A 17,232-nucleotide genomic window follows, 5' to 3' on the forward strand; every position below is an offset into this window, starting at 1 on the left:
CTTATGAAGATCGATCGGAAAAGCGTAAAGGCTGTTGGCGCAGGTGCTGCCATTTTGTCGCTGCTGGCGCTGGCGGGGGGCCTCGCCGTGCGCGCCGCCGATCCGGAGACGGATTATAGCGTGACGGCGGATGCGGGCGTGAATGAAGGCGATCTGCGCGCGGCGATCGATCCGCTGTTCGACGGCGACGAGGATGTCGGTGAGACGCGGGCGCTGATCGTCATGCATCGCGGCGAGATCGTCGCGGAACGCTATGCACCCGGCTTCGGGCCGGAGACCAAGCTGCTTGGCTGGTCGATGGGCAAGAGCGTGACGGCGGTGCTGGTCGGATTGATGGTTGCTGACGGGCGGCTGGCCCTGGATTCGCCGGTGCCGGTCGCAGCATGGGGCCAGCCGGGCGATCCGCGCGGAAAGATTACGCTGCGGCAATTGCTCGCCATGACGTCAGGGCTGGACCATGTCGAGGATGACGAGCCGCTGGCCGAGGCGGACACGGTGCGGATGCTGTTCACCGACGGCGCGCAGGACATGAGCGCCTTTGCCGAGGCGAAGCCGCTGGCACATTCGCCGGGTTCGCGCTTTTCCTATTCGACCGGCAATACATTGATCCTCGGCGACCTGATGGCGCGGATGCTGACCAGCAATCCCGATCCCGATGTGCGGCGGCAGGCAGTGCAGACATTCATCGATGGACGGCTGAAGATTCCGGCGGGGATCAAGAGCCTGACGGTGGAATATGACGCGGCGGGCACGATGATAGGGGGCAGTTTCCTGCATATGACGGCGCGCGATTATGCACGCTTTGGCGAACTGCTGCGGAACCATGGGCGCGGGCCGAACGGGCATCAGATCGTGCCGGAAAAATGGGTCGATTTCATGCGCACGCCTTCAGGGCGCAATGCGGCCTATGGCGCGCATCTGTGGCTGAACCGCGAAAGCGAGGAAAGCGTGCTGATGCCGGGGGATGCGCCGCGCAGCCTGTTCGGCTGTGTAGGACATGGGGGGCAATATATATTGGTGTCGCCGGGTCAGGCGCTGACGATCGTTCGGATCGGGGCGTCACCGGAAAAGGAGCAGCGAACGGCCGTGAAGCAAGGGCTGGCAAGATTGATGCGGCTATTTCCTGCCTGAGGGTGATTTCCGCCGGATGTTAATATGCCCCGTCATCGGGCTGAGTGATCCAGATACAAGGCACGATGCTATGGCGCCTCGCCGAGGACATCTGGATCAGGCCCGGATGACAGCCCACGAACGCGCCACATGCAAGATATCAGTCGCCGTTAAGCCGAAGCTCCAGCGCGAACGGTGGTGGGAGGTAGCGCTGACAACAGGGCGTTGCATGATGGCGAACTCGTCTGGGCCTGCGTCCGCTCGCTAAAGCATGATGATGTTTGAGTGATCGTCACCCCGGACTGGATCCGGGGTTCCACTTCTTTTCTGATGCTGCCGAGGCAGCGGGACCCCGGGTCGAGCCCGGGGTGACGGAAAATCGGCCCTAATGCTCATGCTTCCGTGTAAAACGATCACGCTATAGAGGCCGCCACGTCAGCCGAGGCTGAAGCGCCCAAATAGTGCCGACCAGCCAGGCGGCAGCCGTTTCCGCAGACCGTCGCCGGGACAGATGCGATGCACGTCCAGCAGGTCAAAGCCCGACCGCCTGCCCTCTACCGTCACTCGCCTGTCGAGATAGCGTCGCGCCGATCGGGGGGCGTCAAGCTGCCACGTGCCGCCATCATCTCTCTCCAGCGCATAGCCCCATTGGCCGATGCGCAATATTCCGGTTTCCACATGCCATGTCCCTTTGGGCATCGCGGCCTATCCCCGAACCCGCTGGCGGTGCGCCCCTTCGGCGCTGCCTGACGCCGACAGTCGATCGAATATGGCACGTTTGAGCAGCGGGGACGAGTGGATGAGATGTTGCAGTTCGCGAATGGCGCCATCGACCACGCCCTTGTCATAATCACTGACTGTCCAACGACGGGTGGATGGGGACGTTGGATCGACGAAGAAGCATATCGTTTCCTGTTCGCCCGTCAGAAGCTCAACATGATGTTGCCTTAGCCGCTCGATCAGCATGTCAGCGACATAGTGTTCCCATTTCATATTCATGCCCGTCGTTCCAATCCTGGAATGTCATGGTCTGCCAGCACGGTAGCTGGAGCAAAAAAAGGGCGCGTCGAAATCGACGCGCCCAGTGCATGAGGAGGGTTGGATCAGAAACCGAAGCTGATGCCGCCGCGGACCTGAGCCAGGCTGTTGTGCCCACCGAAGCCGTAGCCGCCGGACAGGAACAGGTTGACACGCTTGTTCACCGAAGTGTCGATGCCAAGTTCGATCAGGCCATGACCATCGGGATCGACGCCCTTCAGGTTGAAGGCATTGCCGCCGCCCACATATTGGACGGTGCGATCGCTGCCGATGTTGCCCTGGAAGCTGTACTGCACCTTGGCATAGGGGCGGTAAGCCACACCATCGACATCACCCAGCAGAGCGCCTGCCTTCACGCCGATGACCGGCGAGAAGACCGTCTTCGACGCGTCTTCGACGTTGAGACCGATGCCTGCGCCACCCTTTTCGGTGAAGCCGTTCATCGACCAGCGGCGAAGCGCCAGCTTACCGAAGGGCGTTACGACGAGACCGTTACCGGCCGCGAAGTCATAACCCATTTCCAGGCTGGCATCCCACTGCGAACCCTTGAAGTTGCCTTCGATCGTGCGGGCAAGCAGGGTCAGGTCGCGTTCGACTTCAAACTTCGAGAAGCCGTAGGCGAACTGGAAGCTGCCGTAGAAGGGACCGAAGCCCTGCGTCGCATAGGCACCGATGGTGTAGGTGCGGACCTGCGCTTCTTCCGGCGAACCCTGAGCGGTTACGTCATGCTGACCATAGCCGAAGCCGATGCCGAAGGCGCCGTCTTCCTGATAAGCGACGTCGATACCGAAGGCACCACCATAGCTGTTGGTCTTGATCTTCGACGCGCCCGAACGGGTGCCGCCCGTCTTGGCGAAGTTAGCCGAGGGGTTGAACCAGAGCTGGGTGCCCAGAGCCTCTCCATAACCGCGACGTGCCGCCAGACGGTTGACCGTGGTGTTGAAGACCGCGTTCTGATCCACCGCAGCAAGCGAACCGTAGATCTCCGCCGAGGAAAGCTCGTTGAAGACCTGCGCCGCCTGAGCGCTGTTCAGGCGCCAGTCGAGACCGGCCGCGATGTTGGCGATGTCCTGAGCGTTGGCGATCTCCGTGACCGAAGCAAAGCCGTTGCCACCAGCAGCATCCGTCTTCACCCGGGCGATGACGTCAGCCAGAGCGCTGTCGAGGCCCACAGCGGCGGCAGCCGCGTTGCGGTTTGTCGCGCCGACGGCATAGCTGTTGCGGGTCGCTTCGATCGCCACGGTCTTGGCGGTTGCGTCATGCTTCAGGCCGAAGGTGACGAACTGCGAGCTAAGCGAAGGGGTTGCAGTTGCCGTGACGTCGCCCGTTCCGGTGTAGGTGAACAGCGTGTAGCCGTCGCCCGTGGAATAGAGGCTGTCCTTCGACACGGTCACCGCGACCTTGCCAGCCAGGTTCAGGTTCCCATCCACCGTGACGGACGACGGGGTCGAGAAGACACCGGCATTGGTCGGAGTGGTGAAGTAGGGGATGCTGACGCCGCCGGTGATCGGACCCAGGACTTCCGGAGCCGAGCCGCCATCGTTCACGTTCAGGCTGCCGAAGCGGACCAGCGAGGGGTTGACGCCTACGACCGTCGTGCCGTTGGCAGTTTGGGTGTAGTTGCCCTGCTGATAGACTTCGATGCCCTTGATGGCTTCGGGACCCGGCGTGACGATGCTGTTGCCGACCGTGCGGATGAAGGTCGGTGCGCGGCGGCCGAGGACGAGGGTCGCATCATTGTTGATGTTGCCCTTGATACCGAAGACCGCATCGTCCGAAGCAACGTCCAGCTGGAGTTCGCCAGCCTGCACGTTGAGGTTGCCGACATCCATCGTCCAGGCTGCGGGCGAGGAGCCTTCAGCCGGGACATATTCGGAGCCCGTCACGACGAAGGTGCCAGCGCCCGTCTTGTTGACGGTGTTGACGCCCAGCACGCGAACCGGCGTCGGGTTGAACAGCCCTTCCGCTTCTTCCGGCAGGGTCGCGACCGGCGTGAAGTTCGACGTTGCGGTCGATCCCGCGATCTTGAGCTCGCTGGCACCCAGGAAACCGCCGCCGTTCAGGTTGACGGTCGTGTCGGTCAGATAGGCCCCGCTGTCGTCGCGCTGTGCGTCGATGTCGCCGAGCGTGATCGACCCGTTGTTGAGGTTGATCGTCGCGCTGATATCGGCGGTCTTGACGGCAGCTTCGCCACCTACGGCCAGGTTGAACGCGGCAGGATCAACCTGCGATGCGTTCAGAGGGACCGCTGGCGAAACGAGCGACGCCAGTTCGGAGGCGACTTCGCCCTGCGTCGATGCCGCACCCGTCACGGTGAAACCGCGCGAGATGCCGTTCTGATCGACGGTGTAGGTCTGAGCCGCAGGAGCAGCCGTGACGGTGACGGCGGTCGTGTTGACCGTCGCATCGACAGTAGCCGTGCCGCTGAACACCGATCCGCCGAGCGTCGTGTTGCCCGTCAGGATGCCGCTGTTCGTGACAGCACCCGTGACGCCTTCCAGCTCGACGTCGCCAAAGGCGATGCCGTTGTTGGTGAAGCTGGCGTTGCCGCCTGCCGGAGCCGCCGTGACGTTTGCCGCGATCGTGCGGGTGCCAGCGTCGGTCGGGTTGGTGTCGGTGATCGTCGCGGAGCCGCCACCGTCCAACGCGGAAACGCTGAACACATTGCCCGCACCCGGCGTGCCGAGCGAGCCATTGTTAACGAGCGAGGCGGAGGCCAGACCTTCGACATCGACATCGCCAAGGACAGTGCCGTTGTTCGTGACCGAAGCCGCGGCGCCGACCGGCTGACCCGTGAACGTCGTTACGACGCTGACGGGGGTGAAGCCATCAGCCGCATAGGTGGTGACGGTTTCTTCGCTGCTGTCGAAGCCCGAGCTGCTGGCGAAAAGGTTGCCGCCGGTGCCGTTGTTGGCATCGCCGATGACGCTGCCTTGGCCGATGGTGATCGATGCACCGCCTACGCCGGAAGCGAAGACGTTGCCCGCCACGCTGGGCACGCCCTGCTGCGAGGGAGCATCCACGACGACCGAAGCCTGACCACCTGCGGAGGTGAAGCTGTTGGTTTGCGTGCTGGTCGTCAGCGTGTCGATACCGCCAGTGACGCTGTAATTGTCAACGCTCTCGCTGTTTGACAGGTCGGTGCCCGACGAGGCGAAGACCGATCCGCCGACCGAGCCGGTGATGTTGGCGCTCGCGTTGCCGAAAGCCGAGGTGACGCTGCCGTCACCATCGATGCGTCCGGCATTGTTGAGCGTGGCGTTGCCAGCAGCGGCCGGAGCCGTTTGCGTCGAGGTGGTGGTGACAGTAGCCGTGCCATCTCCAGCGGCGTCTACCGTCCGCGTTTCGGAGGTGGCGAATGCCACGTCAGCGGGCGTAAAGACGAAGGGGCCGACCTGCGCGGTGCTGACAGACACGTTGCCAGCGACAGCTGCATCCGCGCCGATGTCGGCCAATGCCGAAGCGGTGCCCGTAACATTCACGTTGCCACCCACATTCGCCGCACCTTGAAGCGCGACGGAAGCCGCACCGCCGGTCTGGCTCTGGGTGAACTGCGAGCTGGCGGACGAGCTGGTTCCCTGCAGAACGCCAGCGTCATAGGTGTCGGTGCTTTCCGAGGCGTTCGTCAGGTTGATGGCGAAGCCCTGGCTCGTCGAGGTGACGTTGCCCGAGATCTGGCCGCCGTTGACGTTGACCGCACTGCCTGCGTTGCCGGAGGAGAACACATCGCCGTTGCGGCCGGAATCGCCCGGGCGCAACCGTACCGCTGACGTTGACGGTGCTCGTGCCGCCGGTGGTGGCGAAATCGGTCGTGTCGAGGCTGGTGGCGACGACCGTTCCGGTGCCTGCGCCATCGCGGGAGTCCGTCGCAACGTCCGTGCTGGCAGTTGCGGATGACCCACCCTGGGCTACAGAAGACACGTCGCCATAGACGCTGCCGCTGACTGTCGCAGTGCTGTTGGCGGCGGAGAACTGGCTGACGCTGCCGTCATTGCCGGTGCCGAAGTTCAGCGAGCCGTTGATGCCCGCATAGGTGCCGGTGACGTCGCCGCCGACGGTTTCGCTCGAACTGCTCGACTGCGTGGTCGTGGTCGTTCCCGATACGGTGACCGTGGGACCGGTGCTGGTCGAGACCGTGCTGCCGCTCGATGCGGTAGTCTGGCCGAGGACCTGGCCATTGTTCGCGATGGTGATCGCGCCGGTGTCCGAATCGGCATCTACGTCGCCGCTGATCCGTCCAGCGGCCGCATTGGTAATCGAGATGGCACCATCAGTGGTCGAGGCCAAGGCGCTGCCGCCGACCGAGCCGCTATTGGCCAGGGTGACAGAGCCGGTCGTTGCCGTGCCGACAAGGTCGCTATCGACGGAACCGTTGTTGGTGACGGAGACGTTGGCGGTATCGAGGGCTGAGCCGATCAGGCTGCCGCCGACTTCGCCCGCGGGACCGTTGACGAGCGCAACATCACCATAGGCCGAGCCGAATACGCTGCCGCCTACCGAACCGTTATTGGTGACCGAAGCCGTGCCGCCGAAGTCCGTTGCGCTGATGCTGCCCGTGACTTCGCCATTGTTTGTGGCGGTGAAGCTGTTCGCAGCGGCAGTGCTACCGACGCCGCCAAAAGCGATGCCGGTGACCAGGCCATCGTTGGTCAGTGAAACAGCGCCATCGCCCTCGCCAGCGGCATAGCCGCCCGCGACGAAATCATAGCCGACGCTGCCGCCGCTGATGTCCGCGCCCGAGGCGATCGTCACCGTAAGGTCAGGATTTGCAGGAGTGGTGATCGCGGCATCGATGCTGGCGTTCACCGCGGCGCTTGTACCCGCGCCGGTGGGCACGTTCACAGTTGCGGGAGCGGCTGAGGCTCCACTGGCGTTGGCGAGGAGCGCCATCGCCGGCATCGAGGCTGACAAGAGCAGCATCCGATGCAGTTTCGAGTTATTTCTCATTCTTTATTCCCCTAGTCATCGTGCAAAGCCGCAAAGCCAGACGGCACAAGGGGACATCCGGGCCGGGACGACACCACCCGACCTGCCGCATCTGATATGCGCGGTGAAATCCCCTTCACCCCCTGCACATTGCTAGACGCACTTCACGTGCGTGTGCGCAACTTGCGCAAATCTCCTATGCGCAATCGCATTGGTTCGCAATCGCTTTTTGCGGCGTCGCAAAGATGTGCGCAAATAGCTCCGAGATTTGACGGATTTAGGCCGGGCTTTTGGCCTTTTCCATGAAAATTCTGGATTCTTAAGTGCGCAAATTGTATGATCGTTCAATATGCACTTGGCAGGTTTGCGACAGCGGTGTGAACGCTTCTAGAAACAACAACGAACAAAAGGCGACGCAAGATTTGCGATCGTCGTTTCTCCAGGTGGTCGCACGGGTGTGCCCAGAGCAGGCGCAGGAAAACATGCCTTTTGATTATGAGTGGGATCAGCAGAAAGCACGGGGGCTAATCAGCTGTCTGATTGAGGAAACCGGCCTTTCGGCGACCGAGGTAGCGCGCCGATCGGGGCTGGCCCCATCGACGCTGACGCGCATTTATCCCACACCTTCGGTAGGCTATTCCCTTTCGGCGCGGAGCATATCCAAGCTCAAGGAAGCATTCCCCGAGCCATTCGCCATGTGCGAGGCAAGAGGGATCACCGCCACCCCTTCACCGGCACCTACTCATCTGGTGAAAGAGCGGCCCCTGCCCTTTGCGATGCCGAGTGAAAGGACCATCCCGGTCTATGCCGCGTCGCTGCTGTTCCCAGACGAGGACAGCATATCGCTCGCCAACGACCTGGAGATGTGGGAGGGCGACTTCACCCAGCCAGCCGCCTTTATCCCCGCGCCATTCGGCCGTGCCGACGCGAGCCGCTATTTCGCTATCTACATCCCCAGCGAAGCGATGGAGCCGAGGTTCCGGGCAGGCGAGCGGGTGATATTGGACAGGATCAAGCCTGCGTCCATCGATACCGACGTAATCGTGCAACTGCGCGACGAAGAGGAACGGTCGCTTTGGACGATAGGCAGACTGAGCGCGCGGGATCGCAACCTGATCGGCCTGACCCAGTATAAGGACCGGGTGACCGCGTCCATTCACCGCAGCAAGGTCCGGCATATCTTCCCGATCATCGGGATGCTCGGCGACGAGGCTTGAGGGTTGAAGCGGCCCGGCTGCCGCCAAGCTCAATATCGTTCGCCTAAAGCAGGAACTGCCCCTCTATCACCGTGCGGCAGGCGCCGGTCAGGATGACCCGATCGCCGTCCAGACGGCAGCCGAGGCGGCCGCCGCGAGCAGATGCCTGCACGGCGCTGAGCTTTACCTTATCGAGCCGGGACGCCCAGAAAGGTGTAAGCAGGCAATGGGCCGAGCCTGTCACAGGATCCTCGTCCACGCCGCCGCCGGGCACGAAGACGCGGCTGACGATGTCGCTGTCCTCACCTTGCGCGGTGGCAATCAGCATGATGTCACCGAGCGCCGTCAATGCCGCAAAGTCAGGCTGGAGCGCGCGGACGGCGGCAGCATCAGGGAAGAGGAACAGGCTGTACCCGCCGTCGCGCCAATGGGATTCGAGGGGCTCCCCGCCGAGCCCGGCCGCAAGATCGGGCAGCGCGCGCGGCTCCATGTCCCACGCGGGGAGGGAAAGGGCATAGCCATCCCGGTCGCACATAACCGTCAGCACGCCCGCGTCACGGGTGCGGAAGCGCAGCGCGGTGCGGCCGCCCATCAGCACATGCCCGCTCGCCAGCGTGGCATGGCCGCAAAGCTTCACCTCGACCGTGGGCGTGAACCAGCGCAGCGCATAATCGGCGTCGGGATCATCGGGCGTCGGAACGGTGAAGGCGGTTTCCGAAAGGTTGTTTTCAGCCGCGATCGCCTGGAGGGTGGCATCGTCCAACCAGCGGCCGAGCGGCATCACGGCGGCGGGATTGCCGGTGAAGGGCGCGTCGGCGAATGCGTCAACCTGGGTGAAGGGAAGGCTGGTCATCGATTGGGTTTCCGCTGGCTTGTGAGGCCGATGATGACGCGCGGTGACGCCGGGCGATAGGGCCAGCGAGGAGACATTGGTCTGGATGTGCGTCGAGGGGGAGAGTGATCTGGCGTTCGATGCAGGGGCCTGAGATGCCAGCTTTCGCTGGCATGACGTGGGTGGGGAAACGAAATGGGCCAGCCATATGAAATGGCTGGCCCGTGTTCGCGGCTTGAGGGGACGCTTTGACCGTCAATCCAAGTTTGGCCCGAAGGCCGGTGAGGAATGACGCTCCCCAGGCTTACGCACTGCCGCTCGCCCTCCCGCGGGCGATCGATGCTGACGATGTTAACGCAGATTCACTGAGTCGTCTCGCGCAAACATGGTTTTCAACGGGTAATCGGCTCGTGTCAGCCGGTTATGCGCCGCCGCATTGCGCGCGATGCAGGAGTTTCTGGTCCGCCAGCACCAGCGCCATCATCGCTTCCACGACGGGTACGCCGCGAATCCCGACACAGGGGTCGTGGCGGCCTTTCGTGATGATGTCGGAAGCCTCGCCTTCACGCGTGATCGTTTCCACGGGGATGAGGATCGAGCTGGTCGGCTTGAAAGCGACGCGCAGCTTCACGGGCTGGCCGGTCGAGATGCCGCCCGCAATGCCGCCTGCGTGATTGGCAAGAAAGGCTGGCCCCTCTTCACCCGGACGCATGGGATCGGCATTGTCTTCGCCACGCAGGCGGGCAGCGGCGAAACCGTCGCCGATTTCCACGCCCTTGACCGCGTTGATGCTCATCATCGCGGCGGCGAGTTCGCTGTCGAGCTTGGCATAGAGCGGCGCGCCCCAACCAGCAGGCACGCCGGACGCGACGCATTCAACCACGGCGCCAAGGGACGAGCCGTCCTTGCGCGCGCCGTCCACCAGTTGCTCCCACCGCTTGGCGGCTTCAGGGTCGGGGCAGAAGAAGGGGTTATTGTCGATTTCCGCAGCATCGAAGCGCGCATAGTCGATCGCGTCGCCGCCGATTTCGCTGACATAGGCGAAGATGTCGACCTCCGGCAGGACCAGCCGGGCAACCGCGCCCGCCGCCACACGGCTGGCGGTTTCGCGCGCCGACGAACGGCCGCCGCCGCGATAATCGCGAAAGCCGTATTTGGCGTCATAGGCGTAGTCGGCATGGCCGGGGCGATAGGCCTTGGCGACGTCCGAATAATCCTTTGACCGCTGATCGGTATTCTCGATCATCAGGCTGATCGGGGTGCCGGTGGTCTTGCCTTCAAACACGCCCGACAGGATGCGGACCTCGTCCGGCTCCCGGCGCTGGGTCGTGAACTTCGACGTGCCGGGCTTCCGCTTATCGAGGAAGGGCTGGATGTCGGCTTCGCTGATCGGCAGGCCGGGAGGGCAGCCATCGACGACCGCGCCGATGGCTGGACCATGGCTTTCGCCCCAGGTGGTGAAGCGGAATACGCGGCCGAAGGTGTTGAAGCTCATGCCCTGCCCTTTGGCGCCCGGATCAGCCCCTGTCGAGTCAACTCTTGTCGAGCGCGATGTCGGGGGCGTCTTCGGCCTTCATGCCGATGACATTGTAGCCCGCGTCGACATGGTGGACTTCGCCGGTGACGCCTGACGCAAGGTCGGAGAGGAGATAGAGGGCCGCGCCGCCCACATCCTCGATCGTGACGTTGCGGCGAAGCGGGCTGTTCAGCTCGTTCCACTTCATGATGTAGCGGAAATCGCCGATGCCGCTGGCCGCCAGCGTCTTGATCGGGCCTGCCGAGATGGCGTTGACGCGGATATTTTCGGGTCCCAAGTCCATCGCCAGATATTTGACGCTGGTTTCCAGCGCTGCCTTGGCCACGCCCATCACGTTGTAATGGGGGATGACCTTTTCAGCGCCATAATAGGACAGCGTCAGCAGGCTGCCGCCCTCTGCCATTAACGCGCGGGCGCGTTTGGCGACGGCGACGAAGCTGTAGGCGGAGATGTTCATCGTCATCAGGAAGTTTTCGAGGCTGGTATCGACATATTTGCCGCGCAGCTCATTCTTGTCGGAAAAGCCGATCGCGTGGACCACGAAATCGAGCTTGCCCCAGCGTGCCTTCACCTCGTCGAAAGCTGCGTCGAGCTTGTCCATGTCGGACACGTCGCAATCTAGCAGGAAGTCCGATCCCAATTCTTCCGCCAAGGGTCGCACGCGCTTGGCCAGCGCATCGCCCTGATAGGAGAAGGCCAGTTCCGCCCCCTGTGCGCGCAGTGCCTTGGAAATACCCCATGCGAGCGACTTGTCATTCGCCAGGCCCATGATGAGACCCCGTTTTCCCGCCATCAAGCCCGTCATTCTACCGTCCCGTTCCCTTTACTATCCTCACTGCCACGCTCGATTTCCTCTTCGGGAAATTCGGCAAGCGCCGCATTGAGTTCCGCGCCAATTACCACGCCAAGCCCGACGAGGAAGAAAAAAATGAGCGTGATCATCACGCCAGCCAGGCTGCCATAGGTGCGGTCATAGCCGCCGAGCAGCGAAAGCGTGGGCGGAAGCAGCATGGTGACGCCATACCACCATAGCGCCGTGGCGACAGCGCCGGGCCATTTGGGAAAGCGTTTGTCCTTGTAGGCGCTGGGTGTGAGCGAGAAATAGAGATAATAAAGAGCGACGCAGAGGATCAGCATCGGCAGGGCGCGCGTCAGGGTGACGATCTGCATCGCCTGGTCCGCGAAGGGCAGCAGCTGGTGCAGGAACTGGTCGATGCCGGTTATGACGACCTGAAGGGAAAAGGCGAACATCACGGCGAATACGCTGACAAGCGTGATGCCGATCGCGGTCAGGCGATAGTGCCAGAAAGGGCGCGTGCTTTTGGTGCCGTAGGCGCGGCGGAGAATGTCGCGGATGGTTTCGATGAGGCTCCCCACCGTCCACAGGCCGACAAGGCCGCCCAGCCAGAGCAGCGGTCCGGTGCGGGCGGTGAGCACGTCGATGATGGGCTGTTTCACCACGCTGGCGACGCCGGGCGGCACGGTTTCAAGGAAAGCGCCCACCGCCGCCAGGCCATCCTGCGACCGGCCGAAGATGCTGGCTACCGCCGCCGCGACGATGAAGAAGGGGAAGAGCGTCATCAGCGAAAGATAGGCGAGGTTTCCCGCGTGGATGAAGCCATCGCTATAGGTGCCGACAGCCACCCGCTTCATGATTTCGAAGGCGTGGCTGCCGGGTCGGACCTTGGCTATGCCGCGGTTGAGATGGGCACGAGCGTCGTCCGCGATCCGTTTGCGGCGGGATTCGGGTGAGTAGGGTGAAGGCTGCGGCATGCCCTCCTAACGTCCTAGACGCCCAAATGGGCGCGAACGGCACGGCCATCCTGCCAGCTTTCCACGAGCGACAGGATCGCCGGGTCGTCACCGGGGATGTCGATCAGCAGCCGGACGAGCTGATCGCCCCGCTCGCCCGCCTTGTGCGTGAAGCCCTTGCCGCGCAGGCGCAGCGTCTTGCCCGATGTGGTCCCGGCCGGGACGCCGAGCATCACCGGACCATCGACGGTGGGCACCTTGACCTTGCCGCCCTTCACCGCTTCGTCGAGGGTGATGGGGAGGTCGAGCAGCACATTATCGCCGTCGCGGGTGAAGAATGGGTGCGGTTTCACCTCGATAGTGACGATCGCGTCCCCTGCCCCGGCTGGCCCCGCCTGCCCCTTCCCCGACAGCCGCATCTGCGTGCCGGTTTCGACGCCAGCAGGCAGCTTGAGGTCAATGCTCTTGCCGTCCTGCAGGGTGATGCGCTGCGGCGCGAGGGTGGCCGCGTCAACGAACGAGACGGCGAGGCGGTAGGACACATTGGCGCCCTTCTGGGATGGCGCTCCACGGCCAAAGCCGCCGAAACCCCCGCCACCGCGCCGGGCGCCGCCGCCGCTGAACAATCCTTCGAATATGTCGCCGAAGTCGGCGCCTTCGTTGAATTCAAAGCCGCCGCCGCCCGGACGTCCACGAAAACCGCCGCCGCCAGCGCCGCCAAATCCGAAGGGGGCAGTGGGATTACCATCGCCGTCAATTTCTCCCCGGTCGAAACGCGCGCGCTTGTCCTTGTCCGACAGCAGCTCATAGGCGCTGGAAACCGACGAGAAACGCTCGGCCGCCTTGGGATTATCCTGATTCCGGTCAGGGTGAAGCTCCTTGGCGAGCTTGCGGTAGGCCGACTTGATCTCTGCCTCGCTCGCGCCGCGCGCGACGCCCAGAGTGGAGTAGGGATCCGCCATTGCCGAGTGTCTATCCTTGTTCGTGAAAGCTGATTTGCACCTTATGTGGCGAAATAGTCACGATCGTTCAAGCGGCGCGGCCATCGACATGAACGGAAACCAGCCGTAGATCAGCAGCATGACTGATCCCTTCACCCTGTTCGACCAATGGTATGGCGAAGCACGTGACGCCGAAATCAACGATAGCAACGCGATGGCGCTGGCCACCGCCGACGCGCGCAGGCGGCCGTCGGTGCGGATGGTGCTGCTGAAAGGGCATGGGCCGGACGGCTTTATTTTCTACACGAACTTCGAAGGGCGCAAGGCCGAGGATTTGCTCGCCAATCCGCATGCGGCGCTGCTGTTTCACTGGAAATCTCTGCGGCGTCAGATCCGCATCGAAGGGCCGGTCGAGACGGTCGATGAGGCGACCGCCGACGCCTATTTCGCTACGCGCAGCCGTGACAGCCAGCTGGGTGCATGGGCTTCCGACCAGTCGCGACCCCTGCCGTCTCGGGAGGTTTTCATGGCCCGCTATGACGATGCGGTCGCCCGGTTCGAGGGCGGGCCGGTGCCTCGCCCGCCGCACTGGTCGGGATTTCGCGTGGTGCCGCAGCGGATCGAATTCTGGCAGGACCGCGAGCATCGGCTGCACGAACGGCGGTTGTTCGAGCGGGACGGCGATGGTTGGCGCGAGGGGCTGCTTTATCCTTGAGGCGCGGGGGCCGCGTAGCGGTGGTGGAGAGAGCGTGGCCAGCGTTGCGCTTCCCCTCCATCAGCCTTTGGCTGGTCCCCCTCCCCACGCCTCCGGCGCAGGGAGGATAAGGCTGCGGTCGTTCGTTCAACAGGATAGGCGTTCCGGTCGGCGCCTGTTAGATGTGAGGCCAGCACGGCTAAGAGGGGTTGCATGCGGAATCGACTGACGGCCTTCATTCTTGCTGGCATGATCCTGGGCGTTCTCACCGGCTTTGCGGCCAATTTGTGGGTCGGAGCCGACAAGACCCTTGCCAAGGATGTGGCAGGATATTTCCACCTGCTGGCCGACATTTTCCTCCACCTCATCAAGATGATCATCGCGCCGCTGGTGTTTTCGACGCTGGTCGCGGGGATCGCGCATATGGGCGACAGCGCGGCGTTGGGGCGGATCGGCGGGCGAGCGTTGGCCTGGTTCATCATCGCCAGCCTGATTTCGCTGACGCTGGGCCTCTTCTTCGTCAATTTCTTCGCGCCGGGTGAAGGGTTGAACCTTGTCCGGTCGGGCGCCGCATCCGGCGTGAATACTGAAGCGCTCAATTTCAGGGATTTCGTCCTGCATGTCTTCCCCACGTCCATGGTGGGCGCGATGGCGGAAAATTCGATCCTCCAGATCGTCGTCTTTTCGCTGTTCGTGGGCGTCGCGCTGACCGCCATTGGCGAGAAGGGCAAGCCGATCGTTACCGTGATCGAGGCGATGGTCGAATTGATGCTGCAAGTGACGGGCTATGTGATGCGCGTCGCGCCCCTTGCCGTATTCGGGGCGCTGGCGTCGGCAATCACGACCGAAGGGCTGGGCGTGCTCAAGACCTTTGGCGAGTTGGTGGGCGAATTCTACCTTTCGCTCTTCGCGCTGTGGCTGCTGCTCTGTGGCGCCGGGGCGATCTTCCTGGGGCGGCGGATGATCAAGCTGCTCAAATATGTGCGTGAGCCGCTGCTGATCGCCTTTTCCACGGCATCGTCGGAAGCCGCCTACCCCAAGATGCTGGAGCAGCTGGACCGGTTCGGCGTCCCCCGTCGTATCTATAGCTTCGTGCTGCCGCTCGGCTATTCGTTCAATCTCGACGGGTCGATGATGTATTCGACCTTCGCTACGATCTTCATCGCGCAGGCCTATGGCATCGACCTGCCGATCGCGACGCAGATCACTATCCTGCTTGTCCTGATGGTGACGAGCAAGGGCATCGCCGCCGTCCCGCGCGCCTCGCTCGTCGTCGTTGCGGCGACGCTGGGCCAGTTCGACCTGCCGGTGGAAGGCATCGCCTTCATCCTGGCCGTCGATCATTTCATGGACATGGGCCGCACCGCCACCAATGTGCTGGGCAACGCCATCGCCACGTCGGTCATCACCAAATGGGAAGGCATGCTGGAGGTCGAGGAACCCGAATTCGTGCCGCATCCCAAGGCCCCGGCCCATACGCCCGCGCATGGCCGCGCGGGGTTGGAGCTGGCGTCGGACATGGTGGACGAAGATCCGCGAAGCTGATCGCTACCACAATATGCCCCTGACCGGCTGATCCGGCGCAGGCGCGTCGTCGCCGATGGATTGGAGCAGGTCGATCTCGATCGTCCGGCACATGGCGGAGAGTGGCACATCATGGACACTATTAGCGAAGGGATCGACCAGATCGTCGCCGATCCGCAGCACGGCGAGGAACATGAGGCCCGCCACCGTCGACCCCAGCGGCGTCGCAAGGCCAAGGGTTTCCACCAGCCCGATCGGCAGCAATACGCAGAAGAGATGCGTGAACAGCGTCGGCAGGAACCGATATTGGATAGGCAACGGCGTGTTCTTGAGCCGCTCCATCCCCCCTTGCGCATTGGAGATATCGACCAGCGTCTTTTCCATCTGCGTTTGCTGGATAGTGTCGATCCATCCTTCCCGGCGGGCGATGTCGATCCGGCGCCCGGCGCTGTCCAGCAGGCCATTGGCTGGATTGGTGCGCGCCAGCGCTTGCTCCTTGTCCCGTTCCTCGATAAAGCCGGTGACCCGATCATCGAAGGGTTGGCGGCGCAACTGGCATCGCAAGGCGTTCACATAGGCTATCTGCCGTTTGATGATCTCTCGCTTCAGGTCCCGCGCTTCGGGATCGGGCAGGAAGTTGCGCGTGGCGCGCGCTAGGCTGCGCGAGGCGTTGATCATCGCGCCCCAGAGGATGCGTCCTTCCCACCAGCGTTGATAGGATGAGTTGCTGCGAAAGCCGAGGAAGAGCGCCAGCGCCGAGCCGAACAGGGTGAGCGGCAGCGGTGGCGCGCGAAAGGGCAGGATGAAATAGGTGATCGTGACCGCACAGTCCCAGATGAACAACAGGGCGAGCGGCTTCCAAACTTCACTCGCAATCTGGCGCAGGCTGGGCGCGGCATTGACGATCATGCATTTCTCCGGATTTCAGCACAGGAGGGCATAAACAAAGCGGCCATCCTTTGGATGCGGGCGGGGGACAATTTACCGGCTGCGCGTGACGCCCTCTTTGCAACGGGGGGAGGTCAGCGCGCTGCCTTCGCCGCTTCCGCCCAGCAGATGAGGCTGCTCGCGAAACCCGCAAAACCGCGTTCGAGCGCCGCGCCGCCGTCACCCTGTGGCTAACCCTGCTCATCAAGCGTCTGGGCGATCTGGCCGACGCTCAAACGTTCCGGGATGACGGCCATGCCCATGGCGGACAGCGTCACGGTCCAAGCCGCGTGGCTGTTGACCCCTGCATAACGACCCGCCGAATAGCTGGCGATCGCGGCGGGGCGGCGGTCGAATTCCTTGAGATAATGATCGACGAGATTCTTGAGGCCGGGTTGAACGCCCCGATTATATTCGCCGGTCACGAAGACAAAGGCGTCGGCAGCGGTGAGGCGGTCGGCCAGCGCGGCCATGGCTGCGGGGGCCTGGCCGGGCGGGTAGTCACTGTAGCGCTGGTCGAGCATGGGGAGGCCGACCTCCATCGCGTCTATAAGTTCGGGCTTGTGGCCGAGTTGCTGGAAGCCGTTGATGAGATAGTCGGCGAGGCGGATGCCCATGCGGTTACGCCGGTAGGAGCCGTAGAGGATGAGGAGGTTGAGGGACATGGCGGCGCTCCCTTGCTGTAAAGGGAGGTTTGTCGCATCGGCATGAGCGCGCGTCCAGCATATCGGCTCACCCCTTCATTCGTCATGCCA

At 63.1% G+C, this 17,232-nt stretch carries 14 protein-coding genes and 1 pseudogene; 4 read left to right on the plus strand and 11 right to left on the minus strand.

Going from position 1 to position 17,232, the window contains the following annotated elements:
• Window positions 1-3: 3 nt before the first annotated feature.
• The gene (locus tag ACZ5TH_RS10260) at window positions 4-1,131 is read left to right on the plus strand and encodes a serine hydrolase domain-containing protein (protein WP_464793833.1); all 1,128 of its coding nucleotides are present in this window, start codon (window positions 4-6) and stop codon (window positions 1,129-1,131) included.
• A 414-nt stretch (window positions 1,132-1,545) separates the two neighbouring features.
• On the opposite strand, the gene ACZ5TH_RS10265 is transcribed toward ACZ5TH_RS10260, so the two are convergent.
• The 4 genes from ACZ5TH_RS10265 to ACZ5TH_RS10280 all read right to left on the minus strand — a co-directional run bounded on the left by ACZ5TH_RS10265 (window position 1,546) and on the right by ACZ5TH_RS10280 (window position 7,047).
• Window positions 1,546-1,809: a DUF5818 domain-containing protein gene (locus tag ACZ5TH_RS10265; RefSeq protein ID WP_464793834.1), complete on the minus strand. Its 264-nt coding sequence runs from the start codon at window positions 1,807-1,809 to the stop codon at window positions 1,546-1,548.
• Window positions 1,810-1,815: 6 nt separating this feature from the next.
• Window positions 1,816-2,103 (minus strand): hypothetical protein, encoded by a 288-nt coding sequence (locus ACZ5TH_RS10270; protein ID WP_460986894.1) that lies wholly within the window; start codon window positions 2,101-2,103, stop codon window positions 1,816-1,818.
• A gap of 110 nt (window positions 2,104-2,213) precedes the next feature.
• Window positions 2,214-3,980, minus strand: coding sequence for an autotransporter family protein (locus tag ACZ5TH_RS10275; RefSeq protein WP_464795099.1), 1,767 nt, complete (start codon window positions 3,978-3,980; stop codon window positions 2,214-2,216).
• A 1,762-nt stretch (window positions 3,981-5,742) separates the two neighbouring features.
• Entirely contained in the window at window positions 5,743-7,047 is a 1,305-nt protein-coding gene (locus tag ACZ5TH_RS10280; RefSeq protein WP_464793835.1) for a beta strand repeat-containing protein, read from the minus strand.
• A gap of 509 nt (window positions 7,048-7,556) precedes the next feature.
• Between ACZ5TH_RS10280 and ACZ5TH_RS10285 the strand changes: the two genes are divergently transcribed.
• Complete coding sequence (locus tag ACZ5TH_RS10285; protein ID WP_464793836.1) at window positions 7,557-8,291, plus strand: hypothetical protein; 735 nt, start codon at window positions 7,557-7,559, stop codon at window positions 8,289-8,291.
• Window positions 8,292-8,334: 43 nt separating this feature from the next.
• Here the strand turns inward: ACZ5TH_RS10285 and ACZ5TH_RS10290 are convergent, their stop codons facing one another.
• The 5 genes from ACZ5TH_RS10290 to ACZ5TH_RS10310 all read right to left on the minus strand — a co-directional run bounded on the left by ACZ5TH_RS10290 (window position 8,335) and on the right by ACZ5TH_RS10310 (window position 13,353).
• Window positions 8,335-9,123: a PhzF family phenazine biosynthesis protein gene (locus ACZ5TH_RS10290; RefSeq protein WP_464793837.1), complete on the minus strand. Its 789-nt coding sequence runs from the start codon at window positions 9,121-9,123 to the stop codon at window positions 8,335-8,337.
• 400 nt (window positions 9,124-9,523) lie between these two features.
• Window positions 9,524-10,597 (minus strand): chorismate synthase, encoded by a 1,074-nt coding sequence (aroC, locus tag ACZ5TH_RS10295; RefSeq protein ID WP_464793838.1) that lies wholly within the window; start codon window positions 10,595-10,597, stop codon window positions 9,524-9,526.
• A gap of 37 nt (window positions 10,598-10,634) precedes the next feature.
• A complete protein-coding gene (gene fabI, locus ACZ5TH_RS10300; protein ID WP_464793839.1) occupies window positions 10,635-11,444 on the minus strand; it encodes an enoyl-ACP reductase FabI in 810 nt (269 codons plus the stop codon).
• Window positions 11,441-12,412, minus strand: coding sequence for a YihY/virulence factor BrkB family protein (locus tag ACZ5TH_RS10305; RefSeq protein ID WP_464793840.1), 972 nt, complete (start codon window positions 12,410-12,412; stop codon window positions 11,441-11,443). The genes fabI and ACZ5TH_RS10305 overlap by 4 nt, the downstream gene beginning before the upstream one ends.
• A 14-nt stretch (window positions 12,413-12,426) precedes the next feature.
• The gene (locus ACZ5TH_RS10310; RefSeq protein ID WP_464793841.1) at window positions 12,427-13,353 is read right to left on the minus strand and encodes a DnaJ C-terminal domain-containing protein; all 927 of its coding nucleotides are present in this window, start codon (window positions 13,351-13,353) and stop codon (window positions 12,427-12,429) included.
• Between the two features lie 118 nt (window positions 13,354-13,471).
• Here ACZ5TH_RS10310 and pdxH point away from each other — a divergent pair, with 118 nt between their 5' ends.
• Complete coding sequence (gene pdxH / locus ACZ5TH_RS10315; RefSeq protein WP_464793842.1) at window positions 13,472-14,047, plus strand: pyridoxamine 5'-phosphate oxidase; 576 nt, start codon at window positions 13,472-13,474, stop codon at window positions 14,045-14,047.
• A 192-nt stretch (window positions 14,048-14,239) separates the two neighbouring features.
• Window positions 14,240-15,571 (plus strand): dicarboxylate/amino acid:cation symporter, encoded by a 1,332-nt coding sequence (locus ACZ5TH_RS10320; protein ID WP_464793843.1) that lies wholly within the window; start codon window positions 14,240-14,242, stop codon window positions 15,569-15,571.
• Between the two features lie 3 nt (window positions 15,572-15,574).
• On the opposite strand, the gene ACZ5TH_RS10325 is transcribed toward ACZ5TH_RS10320, so the two are convergent.
• Together ACZ5TH_RS10325 and ACZ5TH_RS10330 are read right to left on the minus strand one after the other, a co-directional pair.
• Window positions 15,575-16,459 (minus strand): bestrophin family protein, encoded by an 885-nt coding sequence (locus ACZ5TH_RS10325; RefSeq protein ID WP_464793844.1) that lies wholly within the window; start codon window positions 16,457-16,459, stop codon window positions 15,575-15,577.
• 113 nt (window positions 16,460-16,572) lie between these two features.
• Window positions 16,573-17,142: pseudogene (locus ACZ5TH_RS10330) on the minus strand (NADPH-dependent FMN reductase).
• Window positions 17,143-17,232 lie beyond the last annotated feature (90 nt).

This window comes from Sphingobium sp. TomTYG73, from assembly GCF_055394245.1.

Excerpts from the sequence above, each read along its gene's own strand:
- ACZ5TH_RS10320 (WP_464793843.1), top strand. The coding sequence starts at position 14,240 with ATGCGGAATCGACTGACGGCCTTCATTCTTGCTGGCATGATCCTGGGC.
- aroC (WP_464793838.1), bottom strand. The coding sequence starts at position 10,597 with ATGAGCTTCAACACCTTCGGCCGCGTATTCCGCTTCACCACCTGGGGC.
- ACZ5TH_RS10290 (WP_464793837.1), bottom strand. The coding sequence starts at position 9,123 with ATGACCAGCCTTCCCTTCACCCAGGTTGACGCATTCGCCGACGCGCCC.
- ACZ5TH_RS10260 (WP_464793833.1), top strand. The coding sequence starts at position 4 with ATGAAGATCGATCGGAAAAGCGTAAAGGCTGTTGGCGCAGGTGCTGCC.
- fabI (WP_464793839.1), bottom strand. The coding sequence starts at position 11,444 with ATGACGGGCTTGATGGCGGGAAAACGGGGTCTCATCATGGGCCTGGCG.
- ACZ5TH_RS10265 (WP_464793834.1), bottom strand. The coding sequence starts at position 1,809 with ATGCCCAAAGGGACATGGCATGTGGAAACCGGAATATTGCGCATCGGC.
- ACZ5TH_RS10310 (WP_464793841.1), bottom strand. The coding sequence starts at position 13,353 with ATGGCGGATCCCTACTCCACTCTGGGCGTCGCGCGCGGCGCGAGCGAG.
- ACZ5TH_RS10285 (WP_464793836.1), top strand. The coding sequence starts at position 7,557 with ATGCCTTTTGATTATGAGTGGGATCAGCAGAAAGCACGGGGGCTAATC.
- ACZ5TH_RS10325 (WP_464793844.1), bottom strand. The coding sequence starts at position 16,459 with ATGATCGTCAATGCCGCGCCCAGCCTGCGCCAGATTGCGAGTGAAGTT.
- ACZ5TH_RS10275 (WP_464795099.1), bottom strand. The coding sequence starts at position 3,980 with ATGGATGTCGGCAACCTCAACGTGCAGGCTGGCGAACTCCAGCTGGAC.
- ACZ5TH_RS10270 (WP_460986894.1), bottom strand. The coding sequence starts at position 2,103 with ATGAAATGGGAACACTATGTCGCTGACATGCTGATCGAGCGGCTAAGG.
- ACZ5TH_RS10305 (WP_464793840.1), bottom strand. The coding sequence starts at position 12,412 with ATGCCGCAGCCTTCACCCTACTCACCCGAATCCCGCCGCAAACGGATC.
- pdxH (WP_464793842.1), top strand. The coding sequence starts at position 13,472 with ATGACTGATCCCTTCACCCTGTTCGACCAATGGTATGGCGAAGCACGT.
- ACZ5TH_RS10280 (WP_464793835.1), bottom strand. The coding sequence starts at position 7,047 with ATGCCGGCGATGGCGCTCCTCGCCAACGCCAGTGGAGCCTCAGCCGCT.